The sequence below is a fragment of the Burkholderia sp. AU45274 genome, from assembly GCF_030482505.1.
Lineage (GTDB): Bacteria > Pseudomonadota > Gammaproteobacteria > Burkholderiales > Burkholderiaceae > Burkholderia.
The window spans coordinates 766646-783156 of the sequence record NZ_JAUJQE010000002.1; the positions used below are offsets into that span (position 1 = coordinate 766646).

General features: G+C 64.6%; 21 protein-coding genes. 2 read left to right on the forward strand and 19 right to left on the reverse strand.

Annotated elements, in window-relative coordinates; translation table 11 throughout:
• Positions 1–6 precede the first annotated feature (6 nt).
• From QZM35_RS12245 to QZM35_RS12260, 4 genes are read right to left on the reverse strand one after another with little or no spacing between them, the layout of a single operon-like run.
• Positions 7–669 carry a DUF2612 domain-containing protein gene (locus tag QZM35_RS12245; RefSeq protein WP_301775991.1) on the reverse strand — a complete coding sequence of 221 codons (663 nt, stop codon included), beginning with the start codon at positions 667–669 and terminating at the stop codon, positions 7–9.
• Positions 669–1850, reverse strand: a complete 1182-nt coding sequence (locus QZM35_RS12250) for a baseplate J/gp47 family protein (RefSeq protein WP_301775992.1) — start codon at positions 1848–1850, stop codon at positions 669–671. Before QZM35_RS12250 ends, QZM35_RS12245 begins: the two co-directional genes overlap by 1 nt.
• A complete protein-coding gene (locus tag QZM35_RS12255; RefSeq protein ID WP_301775993.1) occupies positions 1847–2200 on the reverse strand; it encodes a hypothetical protein in 354 nt (117 codons plus the stop codon). The genes QZM35_RS12250 and QZM35_RS12255 overlap by 4 nt, the downstream gene beginning before the upstream one ends.
• Positions 2201–2207: 7 nt before the next feature.
• Positions 2208–2957, reverse strand: coding sequence for a Gp138 family membrane-puncturing spike protein (locus tag QZM35_RS12260; RefSeq protein WP_301775994.1), 750 nt, complete (start codon positions 2955–2957; stop codon positions 2208–2210).
• Positions 2958–2960: 3 nt separating this feature from the next.
• On the opposite strand from QZM35_RS12260, the gene QZM35_RS12265 reads away from it, so the two are divergent.
• The gene (locus QZM35_RS12265; protein ID WP_301775995.1) at positions 2961–3338 is read left to right on the forward strand and encodes a hypothetical protein; all 378 of its coding nucleotides are present in this window, start codon (positions 2961–2963) and stop codon (positions 3336–3338) included.
• Here the strand turns inward: QZM35_RS12265 and QZM35_RS12270 are convergent.
• The 7 genes from QZM35_RS12270 to QZM35_RS12300 all read right to left on the reverse strand — a co-directional run bounded on the left by QZM35_RS12270 (position 3335) and on the right by QZM35_RS12300 (position 10122).
• On the reverse strand, positions 3335–4303 hold the full coding sequence (locus tag QZM35_RS12270; RefSeq protein WP_301775996.1) for a hypothetical protein: 969 nt from the start codon (positions 4301–4303) through the stop codon (positions 3335–3337). The genes QZM35_RS12265 and QZM35_RS12270 overlap by 4 nt on opposite strands.
• Positions 4300–4617 (reverse strand): hypothetical protein, encoded by a 318-nt coding sequence (locus tag QZM35_RS12275; RefSeq protein ID WP_089472924.1) that lies wholly within the window; start codon positions 4615–4617, stop codon positions 4300–4302. The genes QZM35_RS12270 and QZM35_RS12275 overlap by 4 nt, the downstream gene beginning before the upstream one ends.
• The gene (locus tag QZM35_RS12280; RefSeq protein ID WP_089472925.1) at positions 4617–5192 is read right to left on the reverse strand and encodes a phage baseplate protein; all 576 of its coding nucleotides are present in this window, start codon (positions 5190–5192) and stop codon (positions 4617–4619) included. The genes QZM35_RS12275 and QZM35_RS12280 overlap by 1 nt, the downstream gene beginning before the upstream one ends.
• On the reverse strand, positions 5189–7441 hold the full coding sequence (locus tag QZM35_RS12285; protein WP_301775997.1) for a mannosyl-glycoprotein endo-beta-N-acetylglucosamidase: 2253 nt from the start codon (positions 7439–7441) through the stop codon (positions 5189–5191). Before QZM35_RS12285 ends, QZM35_RS12280 begins: the two co-directional genes overlap by 4 nt.
• A gap of 183 nt (positions 7442–7624) precedes the next feature.
• On the reverse strand, positions 7625–8188 hold the full coding sequence (locus QZM35_RS12290; protein WP_301775998.1) for a phage tail assembly chaperone: 564 nt from the start codon (positions 8186–8188) through the stop codon (positions 7625–7627).
• A 2-nt stretch (positions 8189–8190) separates the two neighbouring features.
• Positions 8191–8631 carry a phage protein gene (locus QZM35_RS12295; RefSeq protein WP_089472927.1) on the reverse strand — a complete coding sequence of 147 codons (441 nt, stop codon included), beginning with the start codon at positions 8629–8631 and terminating at the stop codon, positions 8191–8193.
• Positions 8632–8646: 15 nt separating this feature from the next.
• Complete coding sequence (locus QZM35_RS12300; protein WP_301775999.1) at positions 8647–10122, reverse strand: DUF3383 domain-containing protein; 1476 nt, start codon at positions 10120–10122, stop codon at positions 8647–8649.
• 202 nt (positions 10123–10324) lie between these two features.
• On the opposite strand from QZM35_RS12300, the gene QZM35_RS12305 reads away from it, so the two are divergent.
• Complete coding sequence (locus tag QZM35_RS12305) at positions 10325–10798, forward strand: hypothetical protein (RefSeq protein WP_301776000.1); 474 nt, start codon at positions 10325–10327, stop codon at positions 10796–10798.
• A 40-nt stretch (positions 10799–10838) separates the two neighbouring features.
• Here QZM35_RS12305 and QZM35_RS12310 read toward each other — a convergent pair whose 3' ends face one another.
• The 8 genes from QZM35_RS12310 to QZM35_RS12345 form a co-directional block, all read right to left on the reverse strand.
• Positions 10839–11384 carry a hypothetical protein gene (locus QZM35_RS12310; protein ID WP_301776001.1) on the reverse strand — a complete coding sequence of 182 codons (546 nt, stop codon included), beginning with the start codon at positions 11382–11384 and terminating at the stop codon, positions 10839–10841.
• Positions 11381–11758, reverse strand: a complete 378-nt coding sequence (locus QZM35_RS12315; protein WP_367620783.1) for a hypothetical protein — start codon at positions 11756–11758, stop codon at positions 11381–11383. Before QZM35_RS12315 ends, QZM35_RS12310 begins: the two co-directional genes overlap by 4 nt.
• Before the next feature lie 61 nt (positions 11759–11819).
• A complete protein-coding gene (locus QZM35_RS12320) occupies positions 11820–12299 on the reverse strand; it encodes a hypothetical protein (protein ID WP_089472932.1) in 480 nt (159 codons plus the stop codon).
• Positions 12300–12327: 28 nt separating this feature from the next.
• Positions 12328–12711 carry a DUF4054 domain-containing protein gene (locus QZM35_RS12325; RefSeq protein WP_089472933.1) on the reverse strand — a complete coding sequence of 128 codons (384 nt, stop codon included), beginning with the start codon at positions 12709–12711 and terminating at the stop codon, positions 12328–12330.
• A 63-nt stretch (positions 12712–12774) separates the two neighbouring features.
• Positions 12775–13248 carry a hypothetical protein gene (locus QZM35_RS12330; RefSeq protein ID WP_301776003.1) on the reverse strand — a complete coding sequence of 158 codons (474 nt, stop codon included), beginning with the start codon at positions 13246–13248 and terminating at the stop codon, positions 12775–12777.
• Between the two features lies 1 nt (position 13249).
• Positions 13250–14341 carry a DUF2184 domain-containing protein gene (locus tag QZM35_RS12335; RefSeq protein WP_206136320.1) on the reverse strand — a complete coding sequence of 364 codons (1092 nt, stop codon included), beginning with the start codon at positions 14339–14341 and terminating at the stop codon, positions 13250–13252.
• Positions 14342–14410: 69 nt separating this feature from the next.
• On the reverse strand, positions 14411–14917 hold the full coding sequence (locus tag QZM35_RS12340; RefSeq protein ID WP_059584227.1) for a hypothetical protein: 507 nt from the start codon (positions 14915–14917) through the stop codon (positions 14411–14413).
• Positions 14918–14927: 10 nt separating this feature from the next.
• Positions 14928–16301, reverse strand: a complete 1374-nt coding sequence (locus QZM35_RS12345; protein WP_301776004.1) for a DUF2213 domain-containing protein — start codon at positions 16299–16301, stop codon at positions 14928–14930.
• Positions 16302–16511: the final 210 nt, after the last annotated feature.

Consider the following 16511-nt stretch of genomic DNA (forward strand, 5'->3'; position numbering starts at 1 on the left):
TGGTGGTTAAACGGGCCTGCTCCAGGCTCCGACGTCGAACCCGGCCACGAGCTGATTGCTCATGTCGAATCCGAACAGAGGTGATCCGTCGACGGTCGTCACGATCGTGTAGTTGACGCGAACGCCTTCGGGCTTCAGGGGGATGTAACCGCCGGAGAGAAGCGCAAGGAACGTGGCCGGCGGAACTTTGCCGGCAATGCCGATCGTCATCGACATGTCCTGGTGATCTTCGATGAAGACGTGCGTGTCCGCGTCGAAGATGCTGTTCAAGATCGCCGCGCTTTGCTCGAGCGTCCCGTCCCAGTGATTCGCGCCGATCTTCGCGCGGATGACCAGCCGGTAGGTGTCGTCGTCCAGCACGGTCAGCCCGGTATCAGGATCGAACGGCCCCTTCCAGGTACCTTGATCGAAGCCGAGGCCCGCGATGTCGAACGAGAAGTAGATCCCGGTCAGCGGCGTGCGGATCTTCCGCGACACGCCGACCCACACCCCAATCGTGTCGAGCTGGTCACCTACCGCGACGTCCAAGTCGAATTTTCCAGGCATGCTCTCGATCAGGTTCATCTGGTCGACGAGCGGCTGCACCAGTGTCGACACCACCGCCATGAACCGCGGTTTGTCGCTGTGCTCGGACGTGATCAGCGCGGCGTATTCGGTCAGGTCAGCCATCAGGTCACCACCAACGTCACGTTCGCCGGCGTGCACGACGCAGCCTCGTTGAACAGCAGCGCGACATCCGGAGTTCCGGCGCCACGCGGCCCAGCGAGCGTCAGCCCAGACAGCTTGAACGTCACCCCACCGCCGACGCTGTTCGCCGCGGTCAGGGCGTCACCCCATTCGACGCTGCCAGATAGGCCGCCGCCGATCTGCACGCCGTTGATGTAGTCCGACACAGCCTGCTGAATCTGCTGGCCCGCCTGGCTGGTGTAGCCGGTGAGCGCTTTGATCGTGACGGTGGCGCCAGTCGGAGCACCAACCGGCCGGAAGAAGTTGATCGTGATCGGTCGGCCGTAGATGTCCGTGACGACAATCGAGGTCGTGCCGAACGTTCCAGCTCCTGGCGTCTTCTTCGCTGCGATCGCATTCGCGATCGCCGTCGCATCGCCACCCTCGACGACGAGCGAAATCGAGTGCGACGGGATGCCGTTGGCGTCGGTCGAGCTCGTGTCATTTTCATAGGCGACGTATCGCGTGACGCCGGGAACGTTCGCCACCGCGCCGATGATGCCGTCGAGCACGGTGAGCGATGGCAGCGCCGTCGAAACCGTCTGCCGCTGGCGCAGCGCTGCGTCGGATTCGACGGGCGCACCCTCGGCGGCATCCGCCGGGTTCGTCACCGACTGCCAGCCGAGCGCCGGCGTCGCGATCTGGTTGATCGTGCCCGCGCGCGCGGATACGTCGCCGATGTTCGCGCATGTAGCCGTCACCGTGATCGTCCCGCTCGGCGGGATCGTCACCGTGGCCGGCAGCAGCCACTGCACGCCGTTCGCGTCCTTCGCCGCTCCGTTTGTGATCGACTTGCCAGCCTGCCCGACCAGTACCAGGTCGGCGCTCGAATACGACGCGACCTTCCGCGCAATGCCGTTGATCTTGACGTTGCTCGACAGCGCGTCGCCCTGCGCTGTCGCCGGGCTGAACGACCGGTAGATCGCGATCGCAACCGAGTTGACATCGTTAATCGCCTTCGCGAACACGCCGAGCAGCTGGCCGTCCTGGCTGTCCGGTTCCAGGTACGTGTCTGCGCCGTAGATAGAGCGGTACTGGTCCTGCAGGAACGCGAACACATCCGCGTACGTCGGCGCGGTGATGCCGTTCGCGTCGATAGTGGGTGCGAGAGTCGTGATAGTCACAATGTCGCCTGTACCGTGGTGGTGCCGTAGATGGTGTTGATCGTCGCGGTGACGGTCAGCACACGCGTCTCCGGATCGGCTGTGCTCGAATAGCTCGTCAGCTCAGTCACGCCTTGCGTGCCGAGGATGCACTGGCGGATTGCCGCGTCGTACTTGCCGCTCGTGTACTTGCCGAGCACGTCGGTGTCCCACGGCATGCCAGCCGTCTTGTCCAGGAACCATTCGCCGCGCAGCAGGCGCAGGCGTGTCAACACAGCCTGCGCGACCGTCTCGGGAGTATTCACGAGGAAGTCGGCCGCGCCCCCGCCGAAGACGTAGTCGCCTTCAGCATCGAGTTTTCGGTATCGCATGGGAATCTCAGTTGACCGGGCCGGTGTTGCCGCCCTGCGGATCGGAGTGCGTGTGCATGTCGTCGACGCGCTTGCCGTTCGCCGTGATCTGGCCGATCACGTTCAAGATACCGTTGAACACCGCGGCGGCACCGCTCGCAGCGCTACCGACCATGCCCCCGACGAACGTCAGCAGACCGGTGATCGTCACGGCAGCCGAGAACGTAGACAGCGGCGCGACGACGTCGAAGCCGCCGGGTGCAACGATCTTGACCTTCTGCAGCGTCGGGTTCAGGTCGATGTAAGTCGCGCCGTCGTCGCTGCGCAGCTGTGTCGAGCTGCCGCTGACGCCGGCAAGCGCACGCGGCCGCGATCGAAAGCCGAGCAGCACGAACCCGTCCGACAGGTCGTGCATGCGCAACTCGGCCTGCTCCTGCACGCCGCCCGACTGCCACCAGGCGTCTATGCAACGGGAGGCGAACACGACGAGGCACTCGTCGCCCGGCGCCACAGGGAACGTCAACGTACAATTTCCGCCGGCCGGGAACTGAACCGGGCAGTCGACCAGCAGCGGCAGCGCGACGCTCTGGATCGTGCCGTCGATGCCACGCACCTGTGCCTTGATGGCCAGCTGTACGCTGCACGTCGGCGGCCGATCGGCGGCGCTTTCGAACGACTGGATAATGCCGGGCAATGCCGTCCAGATGCCCGCGCGCACGCCGTCGAACGCTTCACGCAGGGCGACCTCCGGGTCGCCTACCCTTTCACGTCGATCCATGGGATGAAAATGAAAAAACTGCTGTTGACCGTTGCGCTGCTCGCGCCACTCGCCGCCGTCGCTGACGACGCCTACGTCTATCCGTTCGCCGGCATGAAGGTCGGCGTGACCGTCGAGAACGAATTCCCGACCATCCTGTACACGACGAAGAAGTGCGACCTGCCGATCACAAACGCGAAGAACATGCGGCGCTACGAGTCCTACCGCGGTGTGTGGGACATCGGCTGCTGGGGCGAGACGATCGACGGCGATGCCGTGATCATCGTGCCGAAGATGCCGACGAAGTCGATGCCGCTCAATGTGCTCGCGCGCGCAGATGTGAAGCGCAACGGCGATAGCACGACGATGACCATCAAGGCCCTGCCGACGTATGGTCGCTAGCCGTACCTCTTGATAACGTCGGCGGCCGGGACAGCCGCCTTATCCTTGAACGAATCGGGCAGCACCGTGACATCAGCCGCGAGGCAAATCACGCTCGTGTACCACTCTTCGCCGCGCGTGTCCCCGCTCACCTCCGCGAGCATCACGTAGTAGAAGCCGTCATCCTGCAGCTTCGCCTGCATCTCGATCCGCGCGTTCTCGGCCTGCTGGCCGACGTTCAGGCTGTACTCGTACTGCTGGATGCTCGCGTTGTCCAGCCAGATCAGCCGGCCGATCTTCACGCTCGGGTTCAGCAGCATCTTCACCTCGATGCCGTTCGCCGTTTGCTGCGGCAGGCCCACCATGCCGGTCGCCGACGTGATCACCGGGATGTCACCCGGCATGTACGCCGTCTCCGGCACCATCACCACCTTGCCGTCCTGGATGCTCCAGACCGTCTGGGTGGTCTTCGCGATCCCGCGCAGGAAGTCGCGCGCCATCCCGAACATCACTTTCCCGCGCGGAAGCGGATTCGATGTCACCTGCGGCATATAGCCGAGCGACACGCCGTACGGGTTCATAGCTGCCGTGGCCACGGACACGTGGTCGGTCGCGACCGACCCGGCCGCGAGCGTCGTGTTGACCACTGCGAAGTTGTACGCGGAGTCGCCGTCCGCCGCGGTGATGTCGAGGAACGTGTCGGTCTGGCTCTCGCGCCCGCGGCGCACCTGCTTGATCTGGCCGTCGAAGATGATCCCGTAGTTGCCCTCGTATCCGGCCTGCAGCACGACGCGCGTGAACTCCTTCTGCGCGCGCCGCGCCGTCGTCGCGGACACGTTGTAGACGCGAATGCGCGCCGAGTTCGGTGTTTGCAGGTCACCTCGTTGCACGCGGAATACGATCCGGAGTTCGGACAGGTCGAGTGCCTCCCCGCTGTCGAAGCCGATAATCAACGAGACCTTCCGGCCGAACTGCTGAACGCTCATTGGTCCGTCACCCAGAAAACATGCGACCCGATGCCGAGATCCTCGTAAGTCGGAACGTCGTCCGGATCAGCAGCACCCTGCACCCACAGCCGCCCTTGGAACCCCAAATGCTTGTACTGGCCGAGTAGGTCGATGCCCGTCACCAGCGGGATGCCGGACACCAGCGGGTTGTCCGAGGCGTCCGCGATGTCCAGCACCCATCCCGCGCCTCCCACCTTGCGGTACTGGACAGTCAGGCGATAGTCGGTCCCGCTCAGCGTCACGGTGAAGCGCTCCGGCCGCGGAGAAAACGGAATCTCGAAGAAGCTCGGCATCACATACTCCCCGGCGGCACTGCACCGCCCGGTGCTGGCGTCGCCGGCATGGCGGCCTTCGTGCCACCGTTGCCGGTCTCGGCCGTTGATGCCGGATCTGCCTGGTCCTCGCGCGGCGGCAACTTCGTCACCTGCGTCGATACGATGCGGATCTGCTTGAGCGTCGCCGTAAGGATCAGCGCGCTCGACGTCTTCTCGTCAGTGGTTAGCCGCAGCCCCTGCAGAAGCATGTTCTGGTAGGTTCTGCGGCTCGTCGTGACGTCGAACGGCGTGCGCGACTGCTGCAAGGCGAGCAGCTGCGAGTAGATCGCGTTGACGTACTGCGCCGATGGCAGGCCGCCGCCGTCAAACGTCGCCTCGGCAGCGCCGAGCAGCGCCTCGTAGTCTGCGTTGCTCCAGCCACAGCGCATCGAAACGTCCGGCTGGCGCTTGAACGCGTGATCGGTGATCTGCGCGCCTTGCTCGACCGGATGCTCGGTGATCGTGAGCTCGTCGTTGTAGACCTCCTCGATCGCGACCTGCACCGTGATGCTGCCGATCTTCTTCGGCGAGATCATGATCATGTCGAGGATCATGCAACTACTCCCTGAAGGTTTCGAACCAGGTCGGAATTCACCGCGCGTTGCTCACGCTCGACTGCGCGGCCCGCCGCGGACGGGTCACCCGCACCATTCACGTGAATCTGTGTGGTCTGGTTCACCTCGACCTTGTTCGTAGTCGCCGACGCAGTCGCCGCTTGTGCCATCGCAGCTGCCGGAGGCTGATAGGTCGCGCGAGTGTTGCGTAGCGCAGCTTCCATCTCGGCGGCGGAAATGCTCGCGCGATTGTTGCCCTTGCCAGCGTAGTAGCTGCGGCCGGTATCCGGGTCAGCCACGCTAGCCCACTCGCGCGACGCCGCGCGCAACGCCGCACGCAAGTCATCGCTACGTCCTTCGACATAATCGGAGATTGCCCGGCGCTTATTGCGCACAAGGTACTGTTCGAAGATCCGGTCCTGCAACTTCCGATCGAATATCTCGGACCCGTTCAGTTTCAACCCGCGCGCGGCCTCGGCCAGCGTGCTACTGATGATCTGGTAGCGGCCCGCTGCATTGAACTGCCCCGCGCGCTGCGCGGCCATCACCTGCGCCAGGGTCATGCCTTCGAGATTCTCGGTACCGGCTCGGTAACCGCCACGCGCGCCGCGGTTCACGCTGTTGTAATCGCCTTCGCCGCGCGCAATCAACTTGCCGAACGCCGTGTCGGCGAGCTGGCCGAGCCGACCGGCAAGACCGTTTTCTGCAGGCGCCGCAACTCGCTCGATCCGCGCCGCCGGCGGCGACTGCGGCGTCGGTTTTGAAGGGCTGGACTTTTCCGAATTCGGTACGGATGCCTTTTCGCGAGACTGCGCCGGTGCTGAAGCCGGAACCGGCGGGCCTGACGGAGCCGATGCCACCGGCGATGCCACTGCCGGTGCCACCGCCACCGCCGGTGCCGGTGCCGGAGCTGATGCCTGGGCCGGTGCCGGTGCCCCCGACGATGCCCGGCCGGGATTCGGTCCCTGCGCATCGGATGGCGCCAGAGTCGTTGGTTGCTCAGTTCGAGGCGGTGTTAGCTTTGCGCCGCCACCGTCCTTCACGCTGTCGATTTCCTCCTGCGTGTAGCCGCCGGTCGAGTCGAGGCCGCGCCGATCCTTCAGCGTGAGGATGTCCCACAACGAGCGGAAGCGGCCACCCGACAATTTGGTGATCAGGCCGTCGATCTGATCACGCACGCCGTCTCCGATTTTCCAACCGAGGAATGCGGCACCGACGGCGGCCGCGCTCGACGCGAGGGCCGCAAGCTCTACACCCATCGCCGAAAGCAGACCTGTTGCGCCGCTTGCGGCTGCGCCACCCGCGCGGAGTGCCCCGACAATCTTCCAGATACCACCTACGATCTTGAACACGCCCAGGCCCTTCAGCGCCAGGCCGAGCAGCAGGATCTTCGTTGACCAGCCGTCGGTGCCACGATCGAGCTCGACGAACTTGTCCGCAAGCCATGCCAGCGGCGGCCCCATCGCTGCGGCCGCCTTCACGACCGCGTTGGCGACATCGGTGATCCGGTTGGCGATCTCATCGCCGTGCTCGTCCATCCAACGCTGGAACCGTTCGAGCTGCGGCCCGATCTTCTGCAGCATCGCGCCCTCGACGCGGATGCCGAGGTTCTCGAACGACGTGCCGAGCCCGCGCAGCTGCGTCATGAAACGGTGCGAGTCGTCGGCCGCCTTGTCGAGGCCGGTCGACTTCGACATCTCGCGATACTGCGCCAGTAGCTTCTCGAAGTCCCCGTTACGCATCGCGAGCATCAGGTTCTCGTCGATGCCGAGAATGTTGCCGTACTGGCTGGCAAGCCACGTCGGCTTGTTCGCCAGCGACTTCCCGAGGTCCGACATGATGTCAACCGTGTCGCGCAGCTCGCCGTTCGCGTTGCGCGTCTGCACGCCGAGCGTCGAGAGGTAGCCTTCGCCGGCCGGATTGTTGCGCAGGAAACGCGCGAGGTTCTCGATCGTGCCGGTGGCCGCCTCCGCCGAGACGCCCATGTTCCGCGCGGCGAACTCGAAGCCGCGCAGGTTGGTCGCCGACGCGCCGGTGCGCTGCGACACGAAATACAGGCGCTCGAGTTTCGACGCGAATGCCGCAACGCCAGCGCTCACCGTGAGCGCGGCGCCAGACACCGTGGCGATCAGCTGCTTGACGCCCTTCGTCGTGCCTTCGACGCCTTCCTTGAAGTTCTTCAGGCCCTTCTCGTCGACCTTGAAGCCGAGCGCGACCAGGAACTCGCGGATGACGACCGAATCAGCCATTTTCTCTTTCCATCTTGCGGCGGAACGCCGCTTCGTTGTCCGCCCGGACGGCGAGTGAATCATTCATGAGCGCGATGTCGGCCAAGCCGAGCGCTCCGTCGAGCAGCGACTCGTACCGGCACATCTGGGCGTGCACCGGTGCGAGCAGCCAGTCCTCGCCGCCGGGCAGCGTGCGAATCCAGCCTACGTCGCCGCCGGGCTGCTCGCTTGGCTGGTAAGCAGCCCGCTGATAAAAGGGCCGAGGTTCGCCACCACGACGCGCACAACGAGCGGCAGCATCACGTCGATGCCGATGTCGTCGAACATCGACGTCTTCTGCGCGGCTGACCAGATCTTCGCCCAGCCGGGCCCCTGCCAGCGCTCGACAACGGACAGACACGTGCCGAAGACGTATTCGGCGTCCTCGTCCTTCAGGCCGGCCAGCGCGTCGGCGAACGGCTGCAGCACAGGTGCGATCGCGTCGACCAGCGAGAGCAGCTCGCGTGAGTGGTCGGCCTCGGTTGCCGGCGATGCCGTGCCCAGAGGTTCCCCGCCGCCGACGTCTTCGGCGAGCGCTGCGAGCGCAGCGTTCGTGCGCGCCTGCTCGCGCACGACGTCGGCCTGCTCGAGCTCGGCGTAGAACTTCATCAGCACGGGGATCATCGGCGGGATGATCGGCGCGATGCGCCGCGACACGTGGAACTGCTGCATCGCGCTCAGCTTGCCGATCGCGTACCGCACGCCGTTCAGTTGGACTTCGGTCGTCATGCTCAGTACGTCCCGAGGATGTTGTCGATCTTGATTGCGTCGAAAACCCATTCGACGATGTCGCCGTCCTTCGCGTACTTCAGGTCCGGCGCCTTCTTGAACGCGCAACTGCGCGCGGTCGTCACGTCGCCGGCAGCCGTCTGCCGAACCTCGATCAGGTTCTTGCCCCACAGTCGGCTGTCGAGCGACTGCGCGTCGTACAGCGCCATCAACTTCGCATTGATCGGCGCGGTCTTCAGGTAGCGCAGCGTGACCTGACCGGACTTGTCGGCATGCAGGCTGTGCATGCCTTCCCCGTCCGAGCCGATCGTCATCGTGTTTTTGTCGCCCGCGCGCACGATCGTGATCCCTTCTTCCGCGGTCGCTTCGCCGTAGCCGAGGGAGAACGCACCGCCGGGGCCGACGATGGTCGACGCGACGTCCTGAAAGCTGTAAGTCGTCATGTTGTGTTGCCCCTATTAGCGGTTGACGTTGACGAGAATGTCAACGCTGTGGATCGCGCCGGCTTCCTTAGCCGCGACCTGGAACGTGACCGACTTGCGCGCCTCGCGGTCGGCCTGCGACTGCGTGGCGATCGGCGGCGCATAGACGTAGTAGCCCTGCGCCAGTGTGTCGCCCTGATTCAGCGCGCCGAAGCCGGCCGAGTTCCAGACGCCCGGTGCGAGATAGCCATTGTTCACGCCAGCCTCGCAGGCCGACGAGATCGTCGCCGCGATTTGCGCGTTGCCGCCATCGGTCTGCGGGATCTTCGTGGGGCTCTGGTACAGCAGGTTGTAGACGTCCGTCTCGATGCGGTTGCGGAACCAGATCGCGTTGTAGACGGAGTCGGCAAACAGACCGCTCGGCGTCACACCGTACTGGATGATCGACGTGTCGTTGCTGTAGTTGACGAATACGTTGCAGTTCTTCGCCTGCAGCGTATTCGCCTGCGTGCTGGTCAGCTGCTCGGCGGCGACGCTCGGCTCTTGCTTGAACATGAGCGTGATCGTCGTGTTGTTGCCATTGAAGTTCACCGTCAGCAGCCGGCCGAGCAGCGACGACACGGCGTACGGCGTCGCGCTCGAGTACTGCACGATCGAGTACTTCAGCTTCAGCGCCTGCAGCTTGCTTGCGATGTCGGTCGACACGGTCGAATCGAGCACCTGCGGGTTCTGCGTCGTGATGCCGTAGATATGGCGCTGATCTGCCTCGATGAGCGTTGCGACCGCGATGTGCTGCGTGTCGGTGATCGACGCGTCAGCGAAGTCGAGGCCGAGGAACTGGTTCGCGAAGCGGTCGAGGAACACCGCAGCAGCGTCGACCGGCTGCTCCGGTGCAATACCGGCCGCCGGCGTACCGGCGAGGCTGCTGGTCAGGCCGAGCATGGACGAGACGTCCGTGCCGCTGCCCGGCGCAGTCGCGTAGCCGACCGTCGAGCTGGTGCCGGACGTGCTCGACGTCACCACGAACTGCGAGCCATTCCACACGATCGTCGCGCCGGTCAGCTTCGCGTTGATCACCGTCGCAACGCCGTTCAGGTTCGTTTGCGCCGAGAAATCGAGCGCGGTGACCGTCTTCGCCGTGCCGTCGATCGAGATGTTGAATGCGCCCGTCGTGATCGCCTTCCAGGCAGTCATATCTTGCTGCGCGGTCGACAGCACGCCGCCGCGAAGCGAGCCGGACGTCGCCGTCTTCGCCCACCGGCCGATCATCAGCTGTTGAGGTTGCGGCGTCTGGTTGAAGTACAGAGCCGCGGCGTAATACTCCGGCGTGTTCGTGCCGAAGTCGGCCGTCACCTCGGCGATTCCGCCATACGATCGGGCACGCTCGTTGGTGTCGATGATTGCGGACGGGCCGAGAATCAGCCCGGTGTTCATATTCGCACCCTGGGCCGCGAGCGCGGCCAGGTTGATCGTCACGTTGATAAGACGCGACACAGGGAGACCAGTTGCCATAAGTAGCCCCAAAAAAAGAAAAGCCGCATTTAAGCGGCTAAGTAAAAAAAGATCCGGAAATATGCACTCGGAATCAACAGCGAGTGTGAATGGTCTTCGTCATCGAGCATCCCCAATTTTGGGGATGCCCACGATCATATTTCTCTGACAAGATCGCCTTCGCGCACGCCAACTGGTATGCGTTGACCACAAGGAGACCATGATGGGCAACTCTGCCGCAGCAAAGGAACATGTTTTCTGGGCAATTTGGCATGAGGGCGTAGAGATTTACTACACGCCCGCCGAACATTGGCTTAAGAGGGATGCCGATCCGATAATGCAGATCGTCCGTCCAATTGCGCGTTTGCGCGAAGAAATCATGTACAAGCAAACGCACAACGATACGGCAAGAAATTTGATAGCCGGTCTAAACGATGACGAATTAATGTCGATTATCGATAAAGCGGCCCATGAAATCCCCACACTTCGCCTTGGTGGAGATACTTTGGCCGGCCATTTCCGGTGGGTGTGCTTCCATGAGGGATGGCTGCCCGAATTCCGGCAATGGAATGCTGATCGACTGTATCGGTCAATCCGAGGCAAGTACCATGAAATGGAAGATCACAATACCGACGCCCGTAACCTCTTGGCCGCGGTCGACAACAGGTTCATCAAAGCACTGATTGACAACTTATAAGCAGTTGCCAGAGAGATCGATACGTCACGACTCGCCCCCCTCACCGTCGCGTGAAATCTGCCGACACGATGTTCAGAACGGCATACGTCCGGGTGATCTTGCGGCGCAGCGTCACGGTAATGTCGTAGCGCCGCACCCACTGCTGGTTGACCAGGTCGGGCGCTGCGCGAATCGGGCCGACGCTGACGAACGCCATGTCGTGCAGTTGAAGCTGCTCGCGGTTCTGCGGAATCGCGAGCCCATCAGTAAGCCGCTGCACGTAGCCCTTCGCGCGCGGGCCGTAGAACGTGCACATCACGTCGACGTCCTGATGCCGGATGTACGTGTCGTGCCCATCGCCGGTGCCGTCGTGCTGGATCGCCGGCCCGGCGTCCGGCTCCTGCTCCTGCACGCCGAAAGCGCACCAGTCGACGGACGGCTCCGGTTGCTTCGGCACGGTTGGCTGCCAGCGCGGCCGCACGAGGTCGGGCGGCAGCACCGCGATGCCCGCGATCAGGTCATGGACCAGATCGTCGAGGGCATCGTCCTCGGCCGGCGGCGCATCGACGGCTGGCGCCAGGTAGCCGCCGGTCGAGCTGTCGTTCATGAGGTCCCCGCGAGAGGCTTGATGTCGCACGTCGCGCAGACGAAGCCGCGGCCGAAGTGCGAGTAGTTGTTCACGTTGACGACGGTGTACGTGGTGCCGTCCCAGATCACCTCGTCGGCGTCGCCACCCACGGCGCCGTCGCGCAGCCGGAAAGGCGTGTGCAGAGTGATCGAACCGATGATTCGGCTGCCGTCCGCGTTGCGGTGCAGGATGTCGCCCTTGTCGCTCGTCACGACGGCCGAGAACGGCGTCGATGCCGCGGTGTTCTGCGCGCGGCCGTGGCCGTCGACTGTCTGCGTCATGCGATTGCAGATCAGGCCCATGTCCATGAAATCCGGATCGAGCAGAACGTCGGTGACGTCGAGGAAAGCCATAGCGCGGACACCAACGAAAAAGGGCCGCACGCGGCGGCCCTTGGAGCGGAAAAACTGGAAGCTACTTCTTGCGAACCACGTACGTAATCGCGTTGCGATACTGGCCCGTGTCGACCAGCGTGTTCTCCCGCGTGACGCCGCGGCGCCGGCGCGCGGCCAGCGTCGATTCAGCCAATTCGGGAGCGACGTTGCTGTTGACCTTCGCGCGCACCGAGTTCTGCGCCGCGATACCGGCCATGCTGAGCCGGCGCTGGACCTGTTCGAGGTCGCCATCGAGCGCAGCTTCGACGCCCTTCTGCAACTGCGGCTCGAACTTCGGCCGCGCGTCCTGAACTCCCGGCACCAGATGCGGGCGCGCCGGGATGTTGTTCGCCGGCGATCCGTTCTCCATGATGTAGCCGATCTCGGCGTTGCTGAGCGGCGAACCTTCGTCCTTCCGGCCGGCGGTGCTGTCGGGCACGCCGACGAGCACCTCCTTCTGCACGAGCCCGCTGATCGACTTCAGCACCTCGTCGAGGCGGTCAATTTTCATGCTGCCCATGGGATTCTCCCGACGGGCTGCGGCAGCGTTACAGCTGAATGCCGCCCGAGCCCATCATCAGCGCGAGGCTGAGATAGCGGACGCCGTACATCGTGGCGTTCCAGAAGCCGCCGTCCTTGATGGCGACGGCCTCGGTGTTGTAGCTGGCGCTGACCTTGTCGACGGCCTTCGACGACTGCGGCCCCGTCACCTGCCCAGGCACGCCGCCGACTGCCGCCGTCTTCTGATCCTTCAAAGCCAACGCGAGATGATGCGCGGTGACCAGCGCGACACCCAGATCGGTCAGCTCGCCCCACCGGTCCGCGTTGACGAGCGACACCGCGACGGTCATCCAGAACTGGACGAGGGAGTCGGGGTAAGTCGTCGTGTCGTTGAACTCGGGAAACGATTGTCGGAACTGGGCGATGTCCACATGCCACCTTACCAAAATGCGGATTCCCGGCGCGCGCCAGCACGGCGCGGCGCCGGTAGGCCATTATGCCTTCTTCCCGCCGCCGGACTTCTGGGTCGCGCCGTCGGCCGCGCCGTCCTTCGCCGCCGCCGCGGCATCCTTCTGGGCTGCCTCGAAGGCCGCGACCCGCGCGGCAAGATCCTGCTCGCCCGCCGCGACCGCCGCTTCGCGCGTATCGAGCGCCGCCGCACGATCGTCCAGGCCCTTGCCGAAGGTATCGAGCTCGGCACGCAGCTTGTCGAGGCGGTCCGACTCGGCCTGGAGATCGGCCTTCGCTCCAGCCAGCGCCGCAGCTTGGTTCGCCGCGCCGGCTTGCGAGTCACCGGCGTCGCCGGATTTCTCCGGCAGCGGGCCGGTGTGTGCCTTCGCGTACCAGTGCTCGGCAATGAAGTCCTCGACCTCCTGCACACCGGCCTCGACCCGGCGCACGACTTCCTCCCCCTCGTGGAGCAGCCGGATCGTGAACGCCGTCAGGACGTTGATCTTCGTCGTCGCCATGTCAGATCCCGTCCCGGTAAGCGGCCGTCGTGCCGTAGCGCCATTCGACGCGGCCGATACGCGACCAGTAGGTAGTGATCTGGAACAGCGAGCGGTACTCGAGCGGCGTGCGCTGCAGGTCCGTCATCGGGAACTGGACGTACTTCTTGTCGCTGTTGTACGCGACCATCCGGTCGACGGTGTTGAGCTGCCCCTGCGTGCCGCCCGCGCCGGCGCCGATCAGCCACTTCAGCTCGAGGATTTCGAGCGGCGTGCCTTGCTGCGTGCAGATGTTGTTCTCGAGCAGGTAAGTCAGGATCGACTTGCTGCCAGCCGTGCTGATCAGGCGCGACGCGACGCCGCCAAGCGTGGCCGGCGGCAGCATCAGGCGGTTCGGCTTCACCTTCCAGCCCGAGGCTTGCCACGCCGACGTCAGGATCTCGTTGACGTCCTTCAGGATCTCGTCCGGCGTCTTCGTGTTCCACTGCGGCGTGCCGGCCGCGCCGTTCGCGACGTTCGAAACGCTCCCGACCGCGCCGATCGAGTTCACCAGGCCGGTGAAGCTCATCTGCGGATCGCCGTAGTAGACGATCTGGTCGAGGTCCATGTTGCGCTTCATGTTCATCGCCTCGACCTTCTGCGAGTCGATCGGCATGCCGAGCTGCTGAGACTTGACCAGCTCGGGCACCGTGTACTTGACCTCGGCACCCCAGAGCAGCATCGGCTGTGCGGTCTTGCCGATGTCGACCGACGGGCCTGCCAGCGCGTTGCCCTCGTTCGAGATCCAGTTCAGACCGTTCGGGTTGATACCGCCGCTCATCCCGAAGGCCGAGTTCGTGAACGACGCGACTTCGTCGGCCGCCGACACGTCGCTGCGGATGTAGATGTCGCGCGACCAGGTGTACTCGACGAGCGGCTCGTTGAGCGTCTGGTCGAGGCGTTCGAGCTGGCCGACGAGGAATGCGCCGGTCGAGTCGATCGTCTGGCGATCGTAGGTGTACTGCTGGTCCTGCGTACGCGCGCGGATCAGCCGGCGCGTCGCGTCCGCGACGGCCGCCGACATCGGGATCGACGCCCCGGCCCGGCGCAGGTGCTTCAGTTCGGACATGTCCATGTAATGGCTCCAGAAATGCAAAAGCCCCGCGATTGCGGGGCTTCGGGTGAAGCGCTGTTCAGCGCCGGATCAGATGTTGACGGCGATTTCGACGATGCCGTATGCGTCGGCCGGGCCGGTGAAGTACCAGTTCGCCGGCATCGCGACAGTATTCGTGCCGTCGGCTGCCGCTTCGAAACCGCCGAGCGGCTTGCCGGCGGCCGCTGCCGCGACGCGCACGTACACCGTACCGTTCTTCGTGGCCGGCGCGGTGCCGCCGAGCGCGACGTTCTCGTAGCCGCGCTTCAGAATGTCGGTCACGCCGCTCGTCGGCGGCGTCGACGTCCCGAGCGGATCCGTGCCGTTGCCCTGGATCGGATACGCGCGCAGGTTCACGCCGTACACGAGCGCCGCCGTGTCGGCCGCGTTGTTGATCGGCTGAATCTTGCCGTTCACCATCTTCACGGGAACGCCAAACGCCGTCGGCGGTGCCGCCGGGTCGATCAGCTGCGTCTCGATCGTGGCGACTTCGGCGCGCTGGAGGTCACCGGCAAAGCCTGCCGGCATGCGATATTGATAAGCTTGCAACGAGGGCATGTCGGCTCCTTTACTTGCGGACCTTCCAGAATTCCGCGTGGATTGCGTTGATGTCTTTCCGATCGGTCTGAGCGGAATCGTTCGTCCGGCGCTGCGTGACGCCGGAGTTCTTGCTGCGCACGACCTCCGACGCTGCGTTGAAGAACGCTGCGACGGAATCGCAGGTCATGCTGGCGACGTTCGCGCCGCCGACCACCGACTTGACCAGTTCGGCGTTCTCGTTGTCCAGCGCGGCCCGCAGCGCGCGGCGGCGCAGCACGCAGATAGCGTCGACCGTCTTCTTGCGGATCGCCTTCGCATCGAACGTCGGCAGCCGCACGCCCGGCGCGAGGATTTCGGCGCGCGAGAGCGCGTCCTGAAACTGTTCGCGCAGCGCGGTGCTGTCGCCCGTACGCGCGCCGCTCTTGTCGTCGCCGCCACCCTCGCCGGCGCCGCCGTTGTCCGTCGTTCCGGTACCGAGCAGGTCTTCGTCATCGTCGTCCGCGTCGCCCGTCTGCGTGCCGCCGCCTTCGAGCTTCGTCACACGGTCGGCCAGCGCGTCGATCTTGCCGTTGGTGGCTTGGATCGCATCGAGCACCTGCTTGAGCGGATCGCCTTCGCCACCGGCTGCCGCGTCGTCGCCCGTCACGCCGCCGGAGCCGGCCTTCGGATCAGCACCGGTGCCGGGCATGTGGATGTGAATCTGGGGCTGGCCGTCGCCACCCTCGCCGCCTTCGTCGCCGGTCATCTCGCTCGCGACCTTCTCGAACGCTTCGGAATCGCGCGTCATGAACGCCTTGCGCAACGCGTCGACGAACTTGGAGCCTTTCTTGGTTGCCATGCTGGTATCTCCTGTCGGGAGTAGGTTGGAACTGCTATCCCCGATCGAACACACGGGGCCACAGCGGGCGCTTTTCACGAGGGCGACGTGGTTGCCCACGATCACCACCTGTCGCGCCCGCCCAGGCGCAATCTGTTCGTAGTCGGCGTCGTAGCCGTTGCTGACCTGGTCAAGCGCATCAGGGCCGTCGCTCTGCACGCGGCGGATCGCCTCGGCGTCTTTGATCAGCAGGTCAGCCAACATAAGGTCCGACTGAGCGCCCTCGCCTCGCCGCACATTGCGCACGTCGCCGCGCGACACCGACATGTAGTTCTCCGGCGTCACGAAATCCGGCGGATGGTCGATCGTGATCGGCTTGCCTTCAAAGCTGGCGAGAGTCTCGGGGCTGAACAGCACGTCGGCCGTGCGCTCGGCGACGATGACGCCGTCCTTCGCCTCGATCTCCGGGAGCTCGAAGTACGCATAGTCCTGCGCGCCGACGCGCGCGATCGGCACGGCCTCGCAGAGCAGGAAACCCTCCGGTGTAATCGACCGCCGCTCGCCGAGCCGCTCGGTCGCGTACACACCCGACGCAGTAATGCCATCACGCGTATGCGCGCGAGCGCGCGCGGCACCAGTACCGCAGCTGCAGGCGTGGTCCGCCGTGGGAATTCGAATGGTCCGCATCTGGAACGAAATTTGAAGTAAGTCGATGATTCGGCAGGGATTCCGCAAGTCTTTAGGACTTGGCTATAATGCGGATTGGGACGGTCGCCGGAGGTGAGCCGACTGCCG